An 18737-nucleotide genomic window follows, 5' to 3' on the forward strand; every position below is an offset into this window, starting at 1 on the left:
GCAAGAAAAATTGTTTGATAGAAATGTTAGATATTTTTTTATTGTATTTAAAAGGATGAATTTTTTACATTAAAAGGAGTGATTTAGTTCTGGGAATTGGTTGTAAAATTCTAAAAAGATATTTTAGATAATAAGTGTTATCATGAAAACTTTTAAAATTATTATAATAAGCTTATGTGTTTTTTCTTCTAGAAGTTTTGGGCAGAATAATGTTTCTGTTACTCCTGTCGTTACTACAAAAAATGCATCTTCATCAAAAGATATTGAAGCTGATGGAGATCTAGTTATAAAATCGTACTATGTCGTGGAAACAATTAATATGGTTTTTGGAAAAAGAGTCACCAAATATGAAGTTTCAAAATTAGACATGATTGATACATATGATTTAGGACCAAACAACACAAGAACAATAACGCCTATTTATAAAAAGAGAAGAGTCGCTAAAATTGAAATGCTGCCCAAGTATAGTAAAGATAATGTTACAACAACGATTCCCCCAATTAAAATTTCGGATATTGCTGTAGCCGAAAATCAAAAATATATTTTTGTACACCCAACAGATACATATAAGAGAATTATTGACCAGGGATATGTTACAGCAGATATGCTTATAAAAGTGGCAGATGAATGTTATTTTGATGGTAAAATGAATGAAGCCGTTTGGTATTATGGAAAGTTGCTGAAAGTGTCTCCTGAAATAGAAGCTTCGTATTATTACAGATATGCTCAGTCATTGAGAAGGATTGGACAAAAAGAAAAAGCAGATAAAATAATGACACTATTTGAAAGTAAAATGCATAAAATAAAATTGAAAAAAAACAATTAAATCGCTCTGTTTGTAAAAAAACATTAGTGTTTTGTTAGATCAAAATAAGTAATTAGGCAGTTGCAAGAATATCTTTTGCAGCTGTCTTTTTGTTTTATAAGTGCTTTGTATTTACAGGTAATTCTTTTATTTGATTTTATCGCATTTGGAATACTTTTTATCTTTGGTTTTTAAAAGTGACAAAAAATGAATACTAAAGGTCATTGTTGTACATAATACATAATCCTTCAGTATTTTAAATTGAGATTTACACTTAGTTATCATGACGTTGAAGAAATAATGAAAATTTGAGGTGTGATTTTGTTGATCATGCCAGAATCCAACGCTGGTTTTATAAGTTTGCCCATTTCACTGAGTAAGAGATGAGTCAGAGAAAAGGAAGAGTTAGGGTGAGTTGAGAATGGATGAGGCCTATATTAAAATAAAAAGTATTTGATGTTATATAGGGCAGTAGATAAATTAGGTTATAAGGTTGTATTTTCTTTTGACCAGAAAAAGACAAAGAATCGAGTGATCAGTTTTTTAATTAAAGAATTAGTAATAACTGGGCTGGCTAAGAGTAATAAACATTGATAAAGGCGGTTCTAATGCTGCAACAATTAAAGTTTATAACAGGCGTTCTTTCTCAAAGATTAAAATTCGGAGATGTAAATATCTCAACAATATTTTAGAACAAGACCATGATTTTATCAAGTGGTTTATACATAATGGATTAGGTTTTAAAAGTTATAAATCGGTCAAACGAACTTTAAGTGGAATTGAAGTTTGTACATATGTTGAGGAAGAATCAAATGTTTGGATCAGGGATATCTATGTTTAAATCATTCTGTAAATTGGCGTGCTAACTTTTAAGTTACTTAAATTCTTATATTTGATTCTGACAGATGTGACAGAGCCAGTTGTTGAATTCAAATTAAACAGAATCAAAATTTTAAGGTTCATTAATGAAACTTGTTTTAAAATATTTTTTATAAACTTTAAACATTTGGATACCTCCTAAAATGATAAAAAATGACGAAATAAAAGCTGACAGTATAAAGTTTGAAATTACATTTGTTTTCAAAATAATAGTTTCTAAGATTAGAATAAAACTTAACATTCCTGAAAAAGTACCTGTCAAAGTTCCAAAAATATAATAATATTTTAAATTTTCTTGGGTTGTAATATGTTTTTCATTTATTAAAAATAAATTCCAAGTTGTCCAAAAAGGTAATTGCATAAAATTAAGGCAGTTTAAAATTACGCCTATCATAAAAGGTGAATATATCATATACAGATTCAAATTATTATTTGAATTTTTTTTTTGAATTGCATCCAAAAAAAATAAATAGGCTAAAGCAAACATAAAGCCGACACTCAAGAAATCAATTATTTTCATTGTTTTTTTATTATTCATAAGTTGTTTTGCAAATTCTAACGTAAAATAAATAATAAAGGTTTCAATAAAAATGACCCCAAACAAAAAGAAAATTAGTTTATAAAATCCGGAATTTGAGTAAATTTCTAAGCCGATTAAATTTAAATAGCCAATAGGGATTGATCCAATGAAACTCACCAGAAAACCAATTAAGATATTCTTTATTTTTTTCAATTTTTAAAAACTGGTTATCTTGTTGTTATGAATAAGATGTAATTTGAATTCACGTACTCCTGCTTTAAATTCTAAATAAGGAATTTTCATTTTATGATTTGCCGCACTAATTTCATACATATAAGTAATATGTTTGGAAAGCTCTTTCCAGGCAAACCAAATAGAATGTTTTGGATCATAAATATGAGTGGGTTCACTGGCCGCTCCATTAAGCTCAACGATTAACAAATTTTCGCCTTTTTCTAATTCTTCAAAAGAATTATACATGATATCAAAACGACCAAAATAAAATTCTGGAATTTGAAGAGCAATAGTATTAATCATAGCTGTTAATTCTGGAGTAATTCTATTACTTATATCGAGAAATTTTGCACCACGAGCATGATTTCCAAATGGAACCAGATTTACAGCTTCATCTTTTTGTAATACTCTTTGTAACTGTTCACCATATTCTTCTTTTAAGGCTTTAGATTGAAACTTAAATCTTGGTGTCTGATTAATTAGATTTTCTATTGTAGAGGTTCCATCACCTATAACAACCAAGAATTCTTTTGAAACAATTCCTGTAATTTTTCCAGTTTTTTGAGCAGGATAACGGACGTAAAAAATGCCTATTTCGTTTTTAAAATGAATTAATTTCTGTACTAAAAAATCAAAATTTGCTTTTTCAACGTAGTTTTTTAATTCTGAAATATTTTGAATTTTCCTTACTCCAGAACCTCTTAAACCAATGTCTGGTTTAACGATTAATGGAAAACAAATTCCTCTTTCAATAATTGTAGCAACTATTTTTTTTAATTCGGTTTTCTCTTTAAATAAAATAGTTGTAGGATAATATTTTTGGGGAAGCAAATCATAAATTTTTTTTTTACTTTCCATTATAAATCCTCCATTTTTAATTTTTGGATTTGATGCATTAAAGAAAAAAAAGGACCCCGCTTTTATAGAATAATAAATCCAAAGAAAATAAATTGGAATATATAAGATTTGGAATGGCCAATATTCCCAGTTTGTAATTTTATGAAAAAATAATTTCATTTTTAAATTTTTTATAAAGTAATAAATGAGGTTGTATAGTCTCTTTCATTTATTAAATTGTGGTAGTTAATAGTGCTATTTTTTTTTTGGGTAATAGCTTGAGTGATGCTCAATGTTTTCATTGAGTTTTCTCTATTGATTATTAGACCATTTTCACAATCTTGATTTTCAGTATAATTATGAAAGTTAATTGCATCAGAGGCCGAAATCAGATTTTTATTTTTTAGAAAATTATTAAACCAAGTCACCCTTTTTTTTCTTGTTTCATTTGAATATAAAGTGCTGGAAGACCAAATATGATTTTTGGTTTCATCTAGTATAGCAGTTTGCTTATGATAACTATTCCATATGAGTTCATATAGTTTTTTCTCCTGATACAAAATCAAAGTAAAAGGCTCAATATTTTGTAGATCGATCTGATGCCAAAAATCCTTTGGAGAATCATTATAAATAATATCCAGTACAATTAATCCACGACTTTTTCTGTATGGAGGTAAGCTTTGATGTTTTATTAAACCTCCATTTAAAAGGACTAAAACTGATCCTTTAGAATCAACAGCAAACCAAGTCCCTCCAGCTTTTGGGTCTTTAGGATAAGCAACATCTTTTCCATTTGCGGAATAATTTTTGGGAGGAATCGCTTCCGGACGAATTATATTTTCGTCCCGATTGGATGTAATTATTACCTCATTTTTATTATATATATAAGTTACTGTACACATTGTTTTCTATATTCGATAGTAGAGCGGGCTACACCAAAATTTGGATTTATTGAAATGCTTTCACGCTGCAAAATAGCAACTTTTATTAATGCTTGATGATGAATACAATGTTCTAAATTATATAATAATTCTCTATGATAATTACTTTGAATTTTTAGCGCATTCCCGTCAATTATTTGTTCTAAATAGATGATTTTATTTTCGCTTTTGAAGCCTAATTTAATTTCGCAAATGCATTGTTTAGCATATTTAGTTTCGGTTTGAATTTGCTTGTTTCTCTTACGATTATCATAATTTACGATTCCAGAATCATAACTGTTTTGAAGGCAATAAAACATTTCTAGGATATGTCGAATATGCTCGCCAATTGTTGCATTGCTTAGTTCTTTGCAAGTTTTTGAATAATCTTTGTCTGATAATTGATCTAACAAATTAGTTAGTTCATCTAAACTATAGAATATAGATTTTAATAACATAACTATTTTAAATTTAAAGCATTAAAAATTTTGTTTTTATTTAAATAAAGCAAACCTAAGCAGCATGATAACGTGATGATAGCTAATGAAAAAAGAAAACCTCCATCACCTTGAATCTGTATTCCTAAAACGAATAAATGCAAGGAAATCGCACCAAACATAACTCCACTTCCGCCAATAGCTCCAATCCATGTTGTTTTAGGAATTAAAATTAAAATAGCAATCACTAATTCAATAATTCCAGAACCGATTCTTCCATAAGGTTCAATTCCTATTTTTGAAAAAATATAGACACTTTCTTCTGCAGCGCTAAATTTAAAAAACAATGTTTGTAATAAAATAATAGCTGCAACTGTTCTCAAAATCCATTCTAATTGTGTTTTTCTAAGTATCATTATTCTGTATATTTTGTTTTCCAATTGTTATCTGCTTTTGATTTTAAGTTTTTCTCTTCCTTATTCCATTTTGTCAATGTATTATTAAAGTATGCATTGTAAAAGAGGTAAAGTTTTCCGTCTGTAATTTTAAAGGTTTGAGGATTTATTTCAACCTTTTCACCTGAATATCCCATAGCATAGGCACACCAGCCTCCGTATTGAGGTTCATATTTAGAAGGATTTTTTAAAAAAGCACTTTTGTTTTTATTTGAAGAAAATTTATAGATGACCCCTTGATATGAAGCAGATAATTCTTTTTGGCCTTTTATAGCTTTTGCCTGGCTAAAATAGGCAACGGGGTCATAGCCTTGAATAGCGATTTTGTTCTCTAGATTATACAGCTTAAGACGATTGGGGGCATATTGAGCTATTGAAATTGTTGAAATGAAAATCAATATTAATAATGCAATTTTTCTCATGAATTTTGTTTTTAGTTTTTTGGGCAAAATAACAGATGTTAATATTAATTCAATTGATAAAAAAGCCGTAAGAATAGGTCAATAAAGTTTTTTACGTAGATCCGTTCGAATTGAATGTTATTTTACTTAATAGTAATTTTTAGAATTTTGTAAATTGTAGTGTAGCAGTAATGAATGCTTATTGTCGCATATTTATGATATAAGGTTATTGAAAAAATGTTAGATAGCTACTTTTGTAATAGTAATTTAAATAGCATTGTGAATAATTAATGAATGTTGTAAATAATTAGGATGGTGTTTTTTACGTCAACTATGGATAAAATTGTAAAAAATGTTTTACCTCTATTGAGGAGCATATAATGAGAGTAGCTGATAATGTTATAGGTTTGTGCAATCAAAATAATAATAGCTGTTAACTCTTTGGGCGTGAATAATTCATCCAATTTAGTCCAACGAAACATAAAACTATTTTATTTTAGTTAGATTGAAATATTGATATGATTTATTCATTGTAAGAGCGTTAACAATGAGAAGATAGTTTAAAATAAGAATCCATTAGTAATGTTTTATATGTATAAAACATTGAAAGACAAAACTATAAATAATAGTTTTTTTTTAAAGCCCTAAGGGTTAGTGCTTTTTTATTCATGCTAAAATAAATATGTAGCAATTAATATATTGTTAATTGTCAGGATTAGCTAATTGTATATAAAAACTGTATTCTTATGTTTTTATAACTTTATATTTCATCATGATTTACAAATAGACTGTAATCTTGCAAAGGCTTATTTGCAAATAATAAGTTCATAGAAAATTGATTAAAAAATGATTTAAATCGAATAGTTGCTTTTGTACTTGCAATTTTATTTGTTTTTTGGAGATAGTAGTAACAGTTTTGTTTTTGAGACATGCTTGTTATTTTTTATAAGTACAAAATACGTTCTTACTAGGGTTATATTTGTTTTTTTTGGTAATTTTAAATTTTTCCTTCCTTTAATTTGAAGTAGTATTTTAATTAAAGGATTCTCTTGAGATTTATTCTCAATAAATGTTAAAGATTTAGAAATCAACTAGGTAATTTAATATTTTACAAATCTATTTTCATAACATTTAAATGTAAAAAAAATAATCATTTTTTCTAAAAAACATCCTCCTAAAGAGGGTGTTTTTTTTTTGTCTAGTGTCTAGCTTTAAAATAAATATACACAAAAAGTATCATTATGAAAAAAAATAAGAATTGTATATGCAAAGAGATTATAGTATGTTTTAAAGGCTTAAATTGTTCAAGAAATTGAACAGGGAGCTAGCTTAATTACTCAAGTTAAAAAAAAGATTATGATATTCAGTCTCATTTTATAATTGTTCAATGGCTTCGAAAATTTGATAACTTTGATTGGGATAACGAAACACCTTCTACCGTGGCAAAATCTCCTAAGTAAAAAAATAATGTAATTTGAAGCCAAAGTAGAGTTATTAGAAAAATAAAAAGCATTTTACGGCAGCAGTATTATGTAGCTGATAAAAGGGCTATTATTTTCGGTATGATGATTGATTTAGTTGAAAAGTAATATCAATTTATGGAATACTAAAACAAAAATTTTGGATATTTTTTTTCTTTTTTTTCTCTCTCTCTTCTTTTTAAAGATCTTTTAAAATATATATTCCTTCTTCTACTGACACTTTTTTTTTTACTTCTGATAAATTAAAGTTTTTTTGTATGAATTTGTTAAAATTAAGATTATCACTAAATTTGTAATAACCACTGTGAGGCGTATAAATTTTAATTTCCTTAAATATATTTCTTTTGAAAACGAAACAGTAATGTATTTGTTATTACCATGCCTACTATCCTATAATATTTAGAATATCATTTCTGTAATGTATCTGAGATTTGATGGGCTTGGTTAGATGTTGGATAATCAAGACTTGCATGAAATCGTTTAAGTTATAATGATTAATTATAATTATAATATTTTTCTTTACTTATTTATGGTTCTTAATAGATCTTTTTAGAGAAGAAATCATTTTTGATAATTATATTAAAGTTTTCAGCTAGTTCATTCTCGTGTGGACTGCCAGTCAGAGTCATGTTTATAGCTATTTTATCCTTATTTAAAAGTGCTGGGTAATTCTGCGAACAATACTGTATTTCCTCGGTAGGAATGATATATTAATATAAAAGAAGAGACTCGCCTTCTGTTCTCTAAGGTCGTCTTGAGAGCTCTATTCAACTACTGCTTCAGGGTTAAGATGTAAAGCATAACCCACAATTTTTCTTGAATATGTATCTGTTATTAAGCTCGGATAACTAAAACCCTCTAAAGCTCTAATATGAGTTATATTACTTCCCAGAGCAGTTCCAGGGTGTAAAGTGATAAATTCTTTATTAGGTTTGGATACTTTTTTAGTCAATGGTAAGAATTTGTTGTCTTTACTATTCGTCTTCTTATTAATAAATAATGAAGCTCAAAAGATCATAGAATTGTTCACTACTCATCTTTATCTGATGTTTTTTCAATTAAGGGATCAGTAAACATAACAATTTTCTTGTTTTAAAGATAGGAATCGAAGAACAAAATTCGCTTGCTGATTTTGAAATTGCAGAAAGTGTTAAATTTGTTCTTGTTGTCTTGTGGTGAGTGAAATAATAAGCTTGTAGGTATTTGAATTAATGTTGTCTGCCCATGCTTTGAAAGTATTTCTTGAAACCTCATATTTTCGACTAGTAACAAGGCAGCAGATTGTACCCAATTTTACTGGTTCAACAATTTTTAATTTACTTTTCTCATCAATCATTTCAGAAGGTTTTCTACTAATTGAAACTTTTTACTATGTCTTTTTATTTTTTGTGCCCTCATTAGTTGTAAGTTATACATAGGACAAGAGAATTTGACCGTTTTTTTTGCTTTGATTTATAGAGCAAGATTATTCTTGGATTTTCTCATTCAGCCTTCTGAAACTTAGTTTTATGTTTCTATTTTTTTGGCTTTTTGCGGGATTTTGCGATTGATTAATGATTTAGTTTTGCCTCTTTGTGTTGGAATAGAATCAAATAATAATATTTGTAACAATCAATATATCATTTAAGTAAAAAAACGATTAATTAGCTTTTGTGGATAAAACGCAATGTCACTAGTAGACAAGTTGTTTTTTATGGTAAGCTAGATTTATTGGTGATTTCGTTCAAACAAGAAATATTAACATAATAAAGCCTTTATCAATGAATCAAAATTATTTTCCAAAACGAGTGATAGTAATTACTTTGTTTTTGTTGCTTCTGACAAAAATGTCATTTGCTCAGACAACGAATCATTTTCCAGTTATTAATAATATGGAAGATCTATTTGGGGCTGATGAGCGCTTTGCTTGCGATAGGGCGCCATATCTTAAGGCAAATATTTATGGTAACAGTATGTTTATTGTGGTGCCTGTACAAACGGGAAATACCCGGTCACATTCGATAGCGAATTATAAAAGATGTGCTATTCGCATAAACCAAGACATTATAATTAATGTAGGAGCTGGAGGCCCAACTGATTTGGCATCCTATACCAAAGATCGATCAATTGATATAGCTCTTAGTGCAACTTCAAGAATCAGAAGCTCAGCTAATAATGATCAATATTGTGATGTGGTATATCTCGAAGTAAAAAACATTCCTACTTCTTCTTTGTATTCTACCAATCAGGTATCTATGAGAAATTATGATATGCACGTTGACTATGCGGGGTATGAACAAAATAATTGTACTTTTACGGCAGATAATGCACCTAGCAGGTTCGTCTATAATATTAAATATAGTACATCTCCTTCAGTGACAATTCCTGTTGTAAAAACACAACCTTTTTGTGGAGGTTCTGATATCTCTTGGACTCCTCCAAATTTAACCGGTACCGAATTTTATGGTGCAATTACTGCAATAATAGATGATAATTATTCTGATCCTAAACCATATTCATCTGGAATAATTCAAGATATATCGCAATCGGTTCTTTCTTCTACAAATAGAAATATTAATGTGAAGTTATTCATTGGAGATGATTTTAGGTACGGAATAGATCCTTTTTATACAAAAGATGTTCAAATAACCACATTAAAAACAGGTGTTCCATTTGATTTATCGGCATCAAATGATCTATGTGATGGTACTATAAAGCTTTCGTGGCAATGGGAGGGTTTTAGTCCAACAACTTTTACTGTTTATTCAAGTACTAATGCTAATGGCACATTTACAAAATTAAGTGACATTTCTGGATCAAAACGTACTGCGACTTTGGAAGCGACTAATTTTATATTAGGTACAGATTATTATTTTAAATTAACAGGTACAGGAGGAACCTGCCCAGAAGAGGGGGAACAATCGGAAGTATTTTCTGGAATTGCTCCCAAAGCTCCTTATGCTCCTATTACTCTTGGTGCAGAATTACTTGGTGGAACAGATGCTGGTGTAAGATTAAAGTGGAATGAAAAACTTTGGAGAAAATCAGACTTTGTTAATGTTGGTTCAAAAAAATATAGAATTACAAGAAGAGATCTTAAAAAAGGTATTGAAAAAGTTACCGATTTAACCTTAGATAATTTTAGAGCATTAGTAAGCAGTCAGGCAGATGGAGCAGCTGGACTAAATTTGGAATACACAGATAGAGAAACAAGTACATGTGATGCTTATTCTTATAAAATTGCAGCACTAGATAATTGTACTACAAGTGCTGCCACAGTTTTTACGAGTAGCCAAACTGGAGCTACTAATATCGATATAACGAATATTGATATGGCTTCTCTTTTTGAAAAAGATAATCTTAAAACATCAAAGGGGTATTATTCTGATCTTGTTCTTTTAGATTGGAAAACGGATATAAATTTTGATTTTGCAGGAAATTTTAAAATTTATCGCCGTCAGTCCGAAAGTATGCAGGTTCCTGAATTAATGATTTCTATCGATAGAAATACTCGTAGTTGGGAAGATAAAACAGCCTTTGCAAAAACAATGTATGAATATTATGTTGTATTTGAAGCCGATTGTGGTTTAGGAAAAATTAGCAGTTTTGATGTGCAGACATTATTAAATAAAACGTATAAAGAGGTTAAAAATATGCGGGGATTAGCAACGGGAATTGGCTTTAGATTGCCCGCAGCAACTGTGTCAGGAAATATTTCTTATACCGGGGGAATTGCTGTTCCAGATGTAAAAGTAATAGCCGAAAGAGATGGTGGCGTAACTGGAACTTGTTTAAATTTTGATGGAAGCACACAGTTTGTAAAAATCAACTCTGATGCTATTCCTATTAATTATAGTGAAACAGGATTTTCTACAGCGATATGGGTAAAACCAACAACTGTAAGCGGAACGAGTGTGATTGCAAAACAAGATGGCTTATTCAAGATAGAATTGATTGACGGTCAGGTAAAAGCAACAGTTGGGGGTAACAGTGTAGAATCAAGTAGTAATTTATTAGCGGATAATTTTAGTAATATATTTGTTACTTGCAATGCTTCAACTGTAAAACTTTATATTAATGGTGTCGAAAATGCTAGTACGACCAGAACAAATACAAATCCTCTATCAACGACATCAACAAGTGCTATATATCTTGCTACAAATGACGGAATAGCAGGTGCATATAATGGATTAATAGATGAATTTAGAATTTACAATACTGCAATAGAACCACAACTTGTATTAAGAGATTATAGCCGAATTGTTAGTTCAGAAACACCTGGTTTGTGTGGATATTGGAGATTTGATGAAAGTAATGGTGGTTATGTATTTGATTTTTCAAGAAGAAATGGAATTTATAACAAAATAGATGGAGAAATTATAGGAGCTACTTGGAGTACAACTGTTCCGGCTAAGGAACAATTAGGTTTTGGAGCTTATACGGATCAAAATGGTAATTATATTATTGAAAACTTCCTGTTTAACGGGACAGGAGAAAATATTAGAATAACTCCTACATTAACTTTAACAGGTTCTGTGCATGAATTCTCACCTACTAATAGAATTTTATTCTTAGGTGATGGTAAAAGTATTGAAAATAATATTGATTTTACAGACAGATCTTCATTTCAAGTAACAGGAAATGTTAGATTTAACTTTGATGATAATTTGGGGACTACTTCTAAAACAGCTGGTTCGCCTGGTGTGTCAATTTGGATTGATGGAATTCAACAGGTATTAGTAGATGGTCAGGCTGTACTTACGGATGATAACGGATTATTTTCAATTTCAGTTCCAATTGGAAAGCACTTTTTGGAATTCCGAAAAAATAATCACACGTTTGTAAGCAACCGTTTTCCATCTTTAGAAAATGGCACTTATGACTTTCAGGACAAGTTATCAGGAATAGAAATATTAGATGATACAAAACTAAAATTAGTAGGTTCTGTTGTAGGAGGGCTGGTAGAAGGAAATAAAACTCTTGGATTCCTGACTGATAAAGGAAATTTACAAGCTGGGAAACAATTGATAAATAATATTGGTCAAACCTATTTTACTATAACATCAACAGATTTAAAAATAAACCGTAGAGTTGAGACTGATCCTGAAACTGGAGAATTTGAAATTATGCTCCCACCGTTAGAATATGGTTTTTCAGATGTAAAATACACATCAAATGATGGTGTTATAATTTATAAAGCTGACATTACAGGTATTAAACTAAATACATCTGCTGCATATACAGGTATAAATCAAACGCAAAAAGTACTTACCAATGGTAATTTTGTAGATAAAACTATAAACTATAATGCTGCAAAGCCAATAATTTACAGAACTGCTCCTTTAGTAAAATTAGTAGATGATTCGGGAGCCGATTATTTACCGAATACAGTTGAGGGTCCTATTGCAAAAACGACAATAGGAACTAAGGAAGTTGGCATATTTGATGAAGTTAATAATACACAAATAACAATTTCGACTGCAACTTTAAAGTATCCTTTGTTTAAACAAGGGGAACGTTATAATACTACAATTAAAGCAGTCGAAAGATATGCTTACGAAGGACCAAAACCAGCTGCTAATCCTGCGATAGATGAAGTACCGGTACTTGATGGAGAAGTGACAGTATCTAATGGAATCGCTGCTCGTCAGGATAATGTGAAAAATGCATATTATATAAATGCAGATGGTAATATTATAGAACTGGAAGGAAATACTCATACTTTCAATTTGCAAAAAGATGGGGCTGTAAATTACTCATTTTTACCTGGAGAACCTGATTTTGTTGCACAAGCAGCCCCAGAAGATACGTATACAAAGTCAATTGGCATAACTATCAAAACTGCAGGAAAAACCATTTACTGGCCAAACACTACAGATTCTTCTTTGCGATATAAAGGATATGTAATGGGGGGAATTAAATTACCTGGAACAAATTTTATTACCGCTGCACCTGTGACTATAGAAAGTACCTTGCGTGTTCCTCCCGGGTCAGGAAGTAGTGTTACGATAACAAGAGAAAGTAGTTTTACAAAGGAGACTTCACAGACAGTTGAAACAAGAGGAGATTGGGATATTGGCATTGGTGTTGGAATAGAATTTGAAGCTGAAGCTCCTCTCGTTGGAGTGAAACTTAGTAAAAGTGAAAATACAGTTTTAGCAAAAACTTATGGAGAAAAGACAAATAGGACTGAAAACAATTCAAATAGCGCACTGGCATTATCAGAAGATATTTCTATATCAAGTGAAGATGCTGTAGGCCAAGGAGATTATTTTATATCGAATTCAAGAAATATAGAAATAGGTCGTTCTAATAACTTAAAATTTGTTCCTGCAGAGAATTGTGTAGGATGTTTGGGTAAAAAAATTACTGCAAGTAACGGGAAAGAATATATTCTTGGGACATCAGATGTTTATTTTCAAAACGATCAGGGTTCGACGTATTTTCTATATTCAGAAGCGCACATAAAAACAAATATAATACCAAATTTAAAATCAATAAGAAATAGTTTATTTATCAGCAATCCAGAATTATATACTACTCATATAACAGCGGATAATCCTTTGTATGCTGTAAATAATGATGATCCGCGTTTAGGAAGTCAAAGTAATGGAACAGATTATACCAAAGATGATGACGCTGATGATACAGGTGCCAGTTATACGTTTGCAAGAACGCAAGCTCCTGTAGAAAAAGGGATAGTACAGGATAAAGTGAGATGGTATAACTCTCAAATTAGAGCATGGCAGGAAATTTTAATGGACAATGAGATTGAAAAATGGACTGCAATAAATACTGATACACCAGAACAAAAAAATATTTCTATTAGTTCAGGTATTGCATATAATAACACCTCAACTGTCGAAAAAGAAGAACTTCGTCTCAGTTCAAATGAATTACTTGCCGGGGGAGGAATTTCAACAGAAAATAAATTCCTTTTAGGAGTTGGTGTCTTGGTAGGTCCAGTAATTGAAATTTCTGGAACAGGGGATACTGCAAGCGGTTATTCTACTACTACAGGGAGTAAAAAAAGTGTGACGACATCCTATACGATACAAGATAATGACCTGCACAATACTTTTAGTGTAAATGTATTTAAAGGAGGAGGAAATGATAGTCCAATATTTGAACTTGCTGCTGGTCAAACATCATGTCCTTTTGAACCAGAAAAGGAATTAGAAACAACTAAAAAACACATTTATTACTTAAAATATTGGGTAGATAATATTCCTTCTCTTAAAACTGAAAGACTAGCGGCGATTAATAAAAATTATGAGACATTAATTGCCGATGTAAATACTCAGATAAATAAATTAAATTGTTCCACAGGGAATAGGGGTGATGATGATTTATGCGCACTTCAAAAACAATTATTAACTGTTAAACTGACTGATTTACAAACCAATAAAACTAATGAAATTAATAGATTTAACTCGCTAATTCAAAGAAAAGAGCAATCTTGTAAAACTTTATTAGACTTATATAATGCTAATTCAGTACCAATAATTGGGAATCGAACTGTGCAGATTGAAAAACCTGGCATTTTGGTAGATGGAAATGACGAGGCGTCAAGACTAAATGTCCCATCTACTTCTCCTGCTTCATTTGAATTACGTCTTAGTAACAATACTGAATTAAAACCTATTAAGAATGCTGTTAACCAATACAAGTTATATGTTGATCCGGCATCAAACCCAGATGGATTGGATGTTTCTATAAATGGTGAAAGTTTGGTAAAACCAGTTACATTTGAACTACCTTTTGGTCAAAGTATTATACAAACACTTACTGTTAAGAGAGGACCAAAAGCTTATAAGTACAAAGATCTTATAATTAATTTTGGATCGGTATGTGACGATAGTATCAATGCTAGTATTAAATTAAATATTGATTATATACCTGTTTGTAGTGAATCTACTATTACAAGTCCTGGAAACAACTGGACAATTAATAATAGTAACAAAAACAAATTAAGTCTCGAAATAGGAGGATATGATGTTAATTATGCTGGATTTAAAGCAGTAAGAATTCAATATAAACATTCAAATGAGTCTGAAGCTGATTGGAAATTATTAGAAGTTTATTATCGTAATGAAGATGAACGTATTAATGCAGGAAATGCTGAAGTACAGAGAAATGCGCCACTTTTAAGTGATCAAGGAGGTAATAAATTTATCTATAATTGGGATGTTGCATCACTTCCAGACGATAAATACAATCTACGAATTCAAAGTATTTGCAATGGAGACAACGCTGATGTTGTCTACACATCACCGAGTATTGATGGTATTATAGATCGTACGGTCCCATCTCCTTTTGGAACTCCACAGCCTTCTGACGGAATTCTATCTGCTGGTGAAGATATTTCGTTACAACTTAATGAAACAATTAATGCTGGAGTCCTAACGCCTTTTAATTTTGACATTAGGGCCGTACTAAACGAAGGAGAGTTAAGGCATCCTGCAAGTTTATACTTTAACGGAAATGGGGATAGTATGGAAATTCCGGAAGGATTGCAACTTAACAATCGTTCCTTTTCTACTGATTTTTATCTTAAACGTAAAAAAATAGGCACCGAGACAGTTGTATCTCAGGGAAGATTACAAGGGCAAGCATTCGTTCTTGGATTCAATGGACAGAATCAATTAGATATTGATTTAGGACTAGCCAAAATAACTGGTAAAACAGCAATAATAAATGATAATTCCTGGACTCATGTAGCATTTTCTTATGACTCTTCGAGAGAGGAAGCTAAAATTTTTGTCAATGGTAAATTAGATGCTATTTTGTCAAATTTTGTTCCTAATTATGAAACAACGGATAAAATAATTATTGGGAAAGACGTCTTAGGCAAAAATACTTCTTTCAACGGAAATATGCATGAATTAAGATTTTGGAATAAAGCTTTATCAGAATCTGAAATCAATATTGTTGCGACTAAACGTCTTAAAGACAATGAGCCTGGTCTAGTAGGAAACTGGTTAATGGAAGAATTAGAGGGTAAAGTAGCCAAGGACCACATAAGATTAAGAAATGCAAATATACTTTCTGCGACCTGGCAAGCATCTGTAACAGGAAATGCATTGAAATGTGATGGCTCATCTGTAAGAACAATCACTTCGCCAGCTTATGATAAAGAGTCAGATTTAACTATTGAATTTTGGTTTAATGGTAAAAATGCAATCAAAGAAACCTTTTTGTCAAATGGGAAAGGAGATAATTCTGATACGAATACGACCGGATGGGCTATAAAATCAAATAATGGTCTCATTGAAGTTTGGAATAATAATAAAATGTTTGTTGCGACAAATAGCGATTATTTAGATAACCAATGGCACCACTTTGCGCTAGTTGTTAATCGTAGAGGAAATGTAACCTCATATATAGATGGAAAACAAGAAAAAATAGGAGTAACAAAAGAAATTGATTTTTCTGGATTTGGTGGGTCAAAGTTAAATATAGGTTCACTTGGATGGGTAAATCCTGACGGATCTGGTGGTAATGACGAATATTTTATTGGTTCAATAGATGAAATTAGAATTTGGGGAACAGCAAGAAAAGCGGATCAAATTGACCGTGACAGACATTACATGCTTAAAGGGGATGAGATAGGTCTTGATTTATATTTACCTTTTGATATTTACGAAGAAATGTCAGGTATTAATTTCTTAGAATCTTCAATCGTTTCTGCTGCAACTGGAGAAACAGCTGTAAAAGAATCAGGTATGGCTTCTTCAATTAAAGGGACAGTAGAGTACGATAAAAACACTCCTTTGATTAAGATTCCTAGACCAATTAGTAAGGTGGATTTTACGTATAATGTCAATAAAGACAAAATAATAATCTCTCCAGTTTATGACAATAGAACTGAGAAAGTAACTTTGGATATTACAGTTAAAAATATTCAGGATTTAAATGGAAATCCGATGGTGTCACCAGTAACATGGACTGCTTTCATAGATAGAAATCAAGTAAAATGGATGGAACCAACAAAAGATTTAACTATAGAAACAGGCAATGGAATTAGTTTCGAAACATCGATTATAAATACCGGAGGCACAACATATAATTTTAATATTAATAATCTGCCATCCTGGCTTACTGTAAATCCTTCTTCAGGGAGAATTGGACCTAACAGTACTCAAAAAGTTAACTTTACTGTTGATAAGAATGTAAATATAGGGAGTTATAATAATGATATTCAGTTATTAACTGAATATGGATATGCTGAAATAATGAACTTGACATTAAATGTTAAAAAACCATTACCAGCAGATTGGGTTGTTAATCCAAACGATTTTCAATACAATATGAATATAATAGGACTGTTATCGGTAAACAATATAATATCGAGAGATTCAAATGATCAAGTGGCAGCATTTGTAAATGGAGAATGTCGTGGAATAGCAAGTTTAAAATACATTGCTTCAGCTGATAACTACCAAGCCTTCTTACCTGTTTATAGTAACATGGCTTCTGGTGAAAAGATTGAATTACGTATATGGAAAGCTATTGAAGGAGAAGTATACGTAGATGTTACACCTACTTATCAATTTGTTTCTAATGCTGTAATTGGCTCTTCTCTAACACCTGAGATATTAAAAGTATTTAATACAATTCAACGTTCTTATCCTTTGAAAAAAGGATGGAATTGGGTTTCTGAAGATCTTAATTACAATTATAATCCAGATAAGGTTCTTAATACAAATGATCTTTTAAAATCTGTCAAAGCAACAAACGGAGATTTGATTAGAACGATTGATTTAGCAGATGGATATGATAGTAAATCTGGATGGATAGGGACAATTACTAACAATGGTGGTGTTAAAGCTGGCGTTGGATATAAAATTTATGTAAATTCTGACAATACATGGACATACAGTGGAACACGTTTAAAGTCTTCTGAAGTAACTATCAATTATATTAATGGTTGGAACTGGATTGGACTTATTGGTGGAATAAAAACACCATTAAACCAGGCTTTTGGAGGTTTAAAGAATCTTAAAACTGGAGATGTTATTAAAAATCAGCAAGCTGTTTCAATTTACAACGAGCAATTTGGCTGGGTTGGTAATTTAACTCACTTAGTGCCAGGCGAAGGGTACTTGCTTAAGACTGATAGTGCTGGAAGTTTCAACTTTCCGAATACGGATTATTCATTAACTTCAAAAATACATTCTGAATCTTCTGAGGAAAATGTGAAAGTTATCGCTGCTAGTAGTAAATACGCAAACACGATGAATATAATTGCAAATGTAGAATTAGATGATCAATCAATGTCTAATACATTGAAAGCTTATGTAGGAGATGAATTAAGAAGCGAGACTACACCTGTTTATAATCCAATTATTCATGCCAATACTTATTTTATAACTATTTACGGACAAACAAAAGAAGAGCAAATTAATTTCAAATTCGAAGATTCGTCTGAAAAAGTACATCCAATAACACAGAAATTTAGTTTCGATACGGATGCTGTTTTAGGTAAGGTTAATGATCCGTTATTGTTAAGTATAAATGATTTTCATATAAGTGATGATAATATTATAATCTATCGTGATAACGTTAAAGATGCTTTTGTAGCAAAACTACCTCTTAACCATGGTATTCTAAGTATTCATTTGTTTGATATACAGGGAAAATTAGTAAGATCACAAAAAGTTGATTCAGATGTGCAGCTTTCAGAAATAAAAGTTTCTGACCTCGCAAGTGGAGTGTTCTTATTCAATATTTATGATGCATCGAACACTCTAATAAAATCAAAAAAAATTATTAAGTAAATATTAAGT

At 30.6% G+C, this 18737-nt stretch carries 10 protein-coding genes; 3 read left to right on the forward strand and 7 right to left on the reverse strand.

Annotated features, from left to right (window positions below; translation table 11 throughout):
* The first annotated feature begins 142 nt into the window (after nucleotides 1-142).
* Together AC3IPI_RS11950 and AC3IPI_RS11955 are read left to right on the forward strand one after the other, a co-directional pair.
* On the forward strand, nucleotides 143-826 hold the full coding sequence (locus tag AC3IPI_RS11950; RefSeq protein WP_489159146.1) for a hypothetical protein: 684 nt from the start codon (nucleotides 143-145) through the stop codon (nucleotides 824-826).
* Nucleotides 827-1394: 568 nt separating this feature from the next.
* Nucleotides 1395-1646, forward strand: a complete 252-nt coding sequence (locus AC3IPI_RS11955) for a DDE-type integrase/transposase/recombinase (RefSeq protein WP_489159230.1) — start codon at nucleotides 1395-1397, stop codon at nucleotides 1644-1646.
* Between the two features lie 111 nt (nucleotides 1647-1757).
* Here AC3IPI_RS11955 and AC3IPI_RS11960 read toward each other — a convergent pair whose 3' ends face one another.
* From AC3IPI_RS11960 to AC3IPI_RS11990, 7 genes are all read right to left on the reverse strand, one after another.
* On the reverse strand, nucleotides 1758-2417 hold the full coding sequence (locus tag AC3IPI_RS11960) for a hypothetical protein (RefSeq protein ID WP_489159147.1): 660 nt from the start codon (nucleotides 2415-2417) through the stop codon (nucleotides 1758-1760).
* Nucleotides 2418-2420: 3 nt separating this feature from the next.
* Nucleotides 2421-3455, reverse strand: a complete 1035-nt coding sequence (locus AC3IPI_RS11965; protein WP_489159148.1) for a D-alanine--D-alanine ligase — start codon at nucleotides 3453-3455, stop codon at nucleotides 2421-2423.
* 11 nt (nucleotides 3456-3466) lie between these two features.
* Entirely contained in the window at nucleotides 3467-4177 is a 711-nt protein-coding gene (locus AC3IPI_RS11970) for an NRDE family protein (RefSeq protein WP_489159149.1), read from the reverse strand.
* Nucleotides 4165-4653 carry a DinB family protein gene (locus tag AC3IPI_RS11975; RefSeq protein ID WP_489159150.1) on the reverse strand — a complete coding sequence of 163 codons (489 nt, stop codon included), beginning with the start codon at nucleotides 4651-4653 and terminating at the stop codon, nucleotides 4165-4167. The genes AC3IPI_RS11970 and AC3IPI_RS11975 overlap by 13 nt, the downstream gene beginning before the upstream one ends.
* A gap of 2 nt (nucleotides 4654-4655) precedes the next feature.
* Nucleotides 4656-5072 (reverse strand): DoxX family protein, encoded by a 417-nt coding sequence (locus AC3IPI_RS11980; RefSeq protein ID WP_489159151.1) that lies wholly within the window; start codon nucleotides 5070-5072, stop codon nucleotides 4656-4658.
* Nucleotides 5048-5509, reverse strand: a complete 462-nt coding sequence (locus AC3IPI_RS11985) for a YHS domain-containing (seleno)protein (protein ID WP_489159152.1) — start codon at nucleotides 5507-5509, stop codon at nucleotides 5048-5050. The genes AC3IPI_RS11980 and AC3IPI_RS11985 overlap by 25 nt, the downstream gene beginning before the upstream one ends.
* Nucleotides 5510-7732: 2223 nt before the next feature.
* Nucleotides 7733-7921 (reverse strand): hypothetical protein, encoded by a 189-nt coding sequence (locus tag AC3IPI_RS11990; protein WP_489159153.1) that lies wholly within the window; start codon nucleotides 7919-7921, stop codon nucleotides 7733-7735.
* An 808-nt stretch (nucleotides 7922-8729) separates the two neighbouring features.
* On the opposite strand from AC3IPI_RS11990, the gene AC3IPI_RS11995 reads away from it, so the two are divergent.
* A complete protein-coding gene (locus tag AC3IPI_RS11995) occupies nucleotides 8730-18728 on the forward strand; it encodes a LamG-like jellyroll fold domain-containing protein (RefSeq protein WP_489159154.1) in 9999 nt (3332 codons plus the stop codon).
* Nucleotides 18729-18737: the final 9 nt, after the last annotated feature.

This window comes from Flavobacterium sp. GL_143 (genome assembly GCF_057834355.1).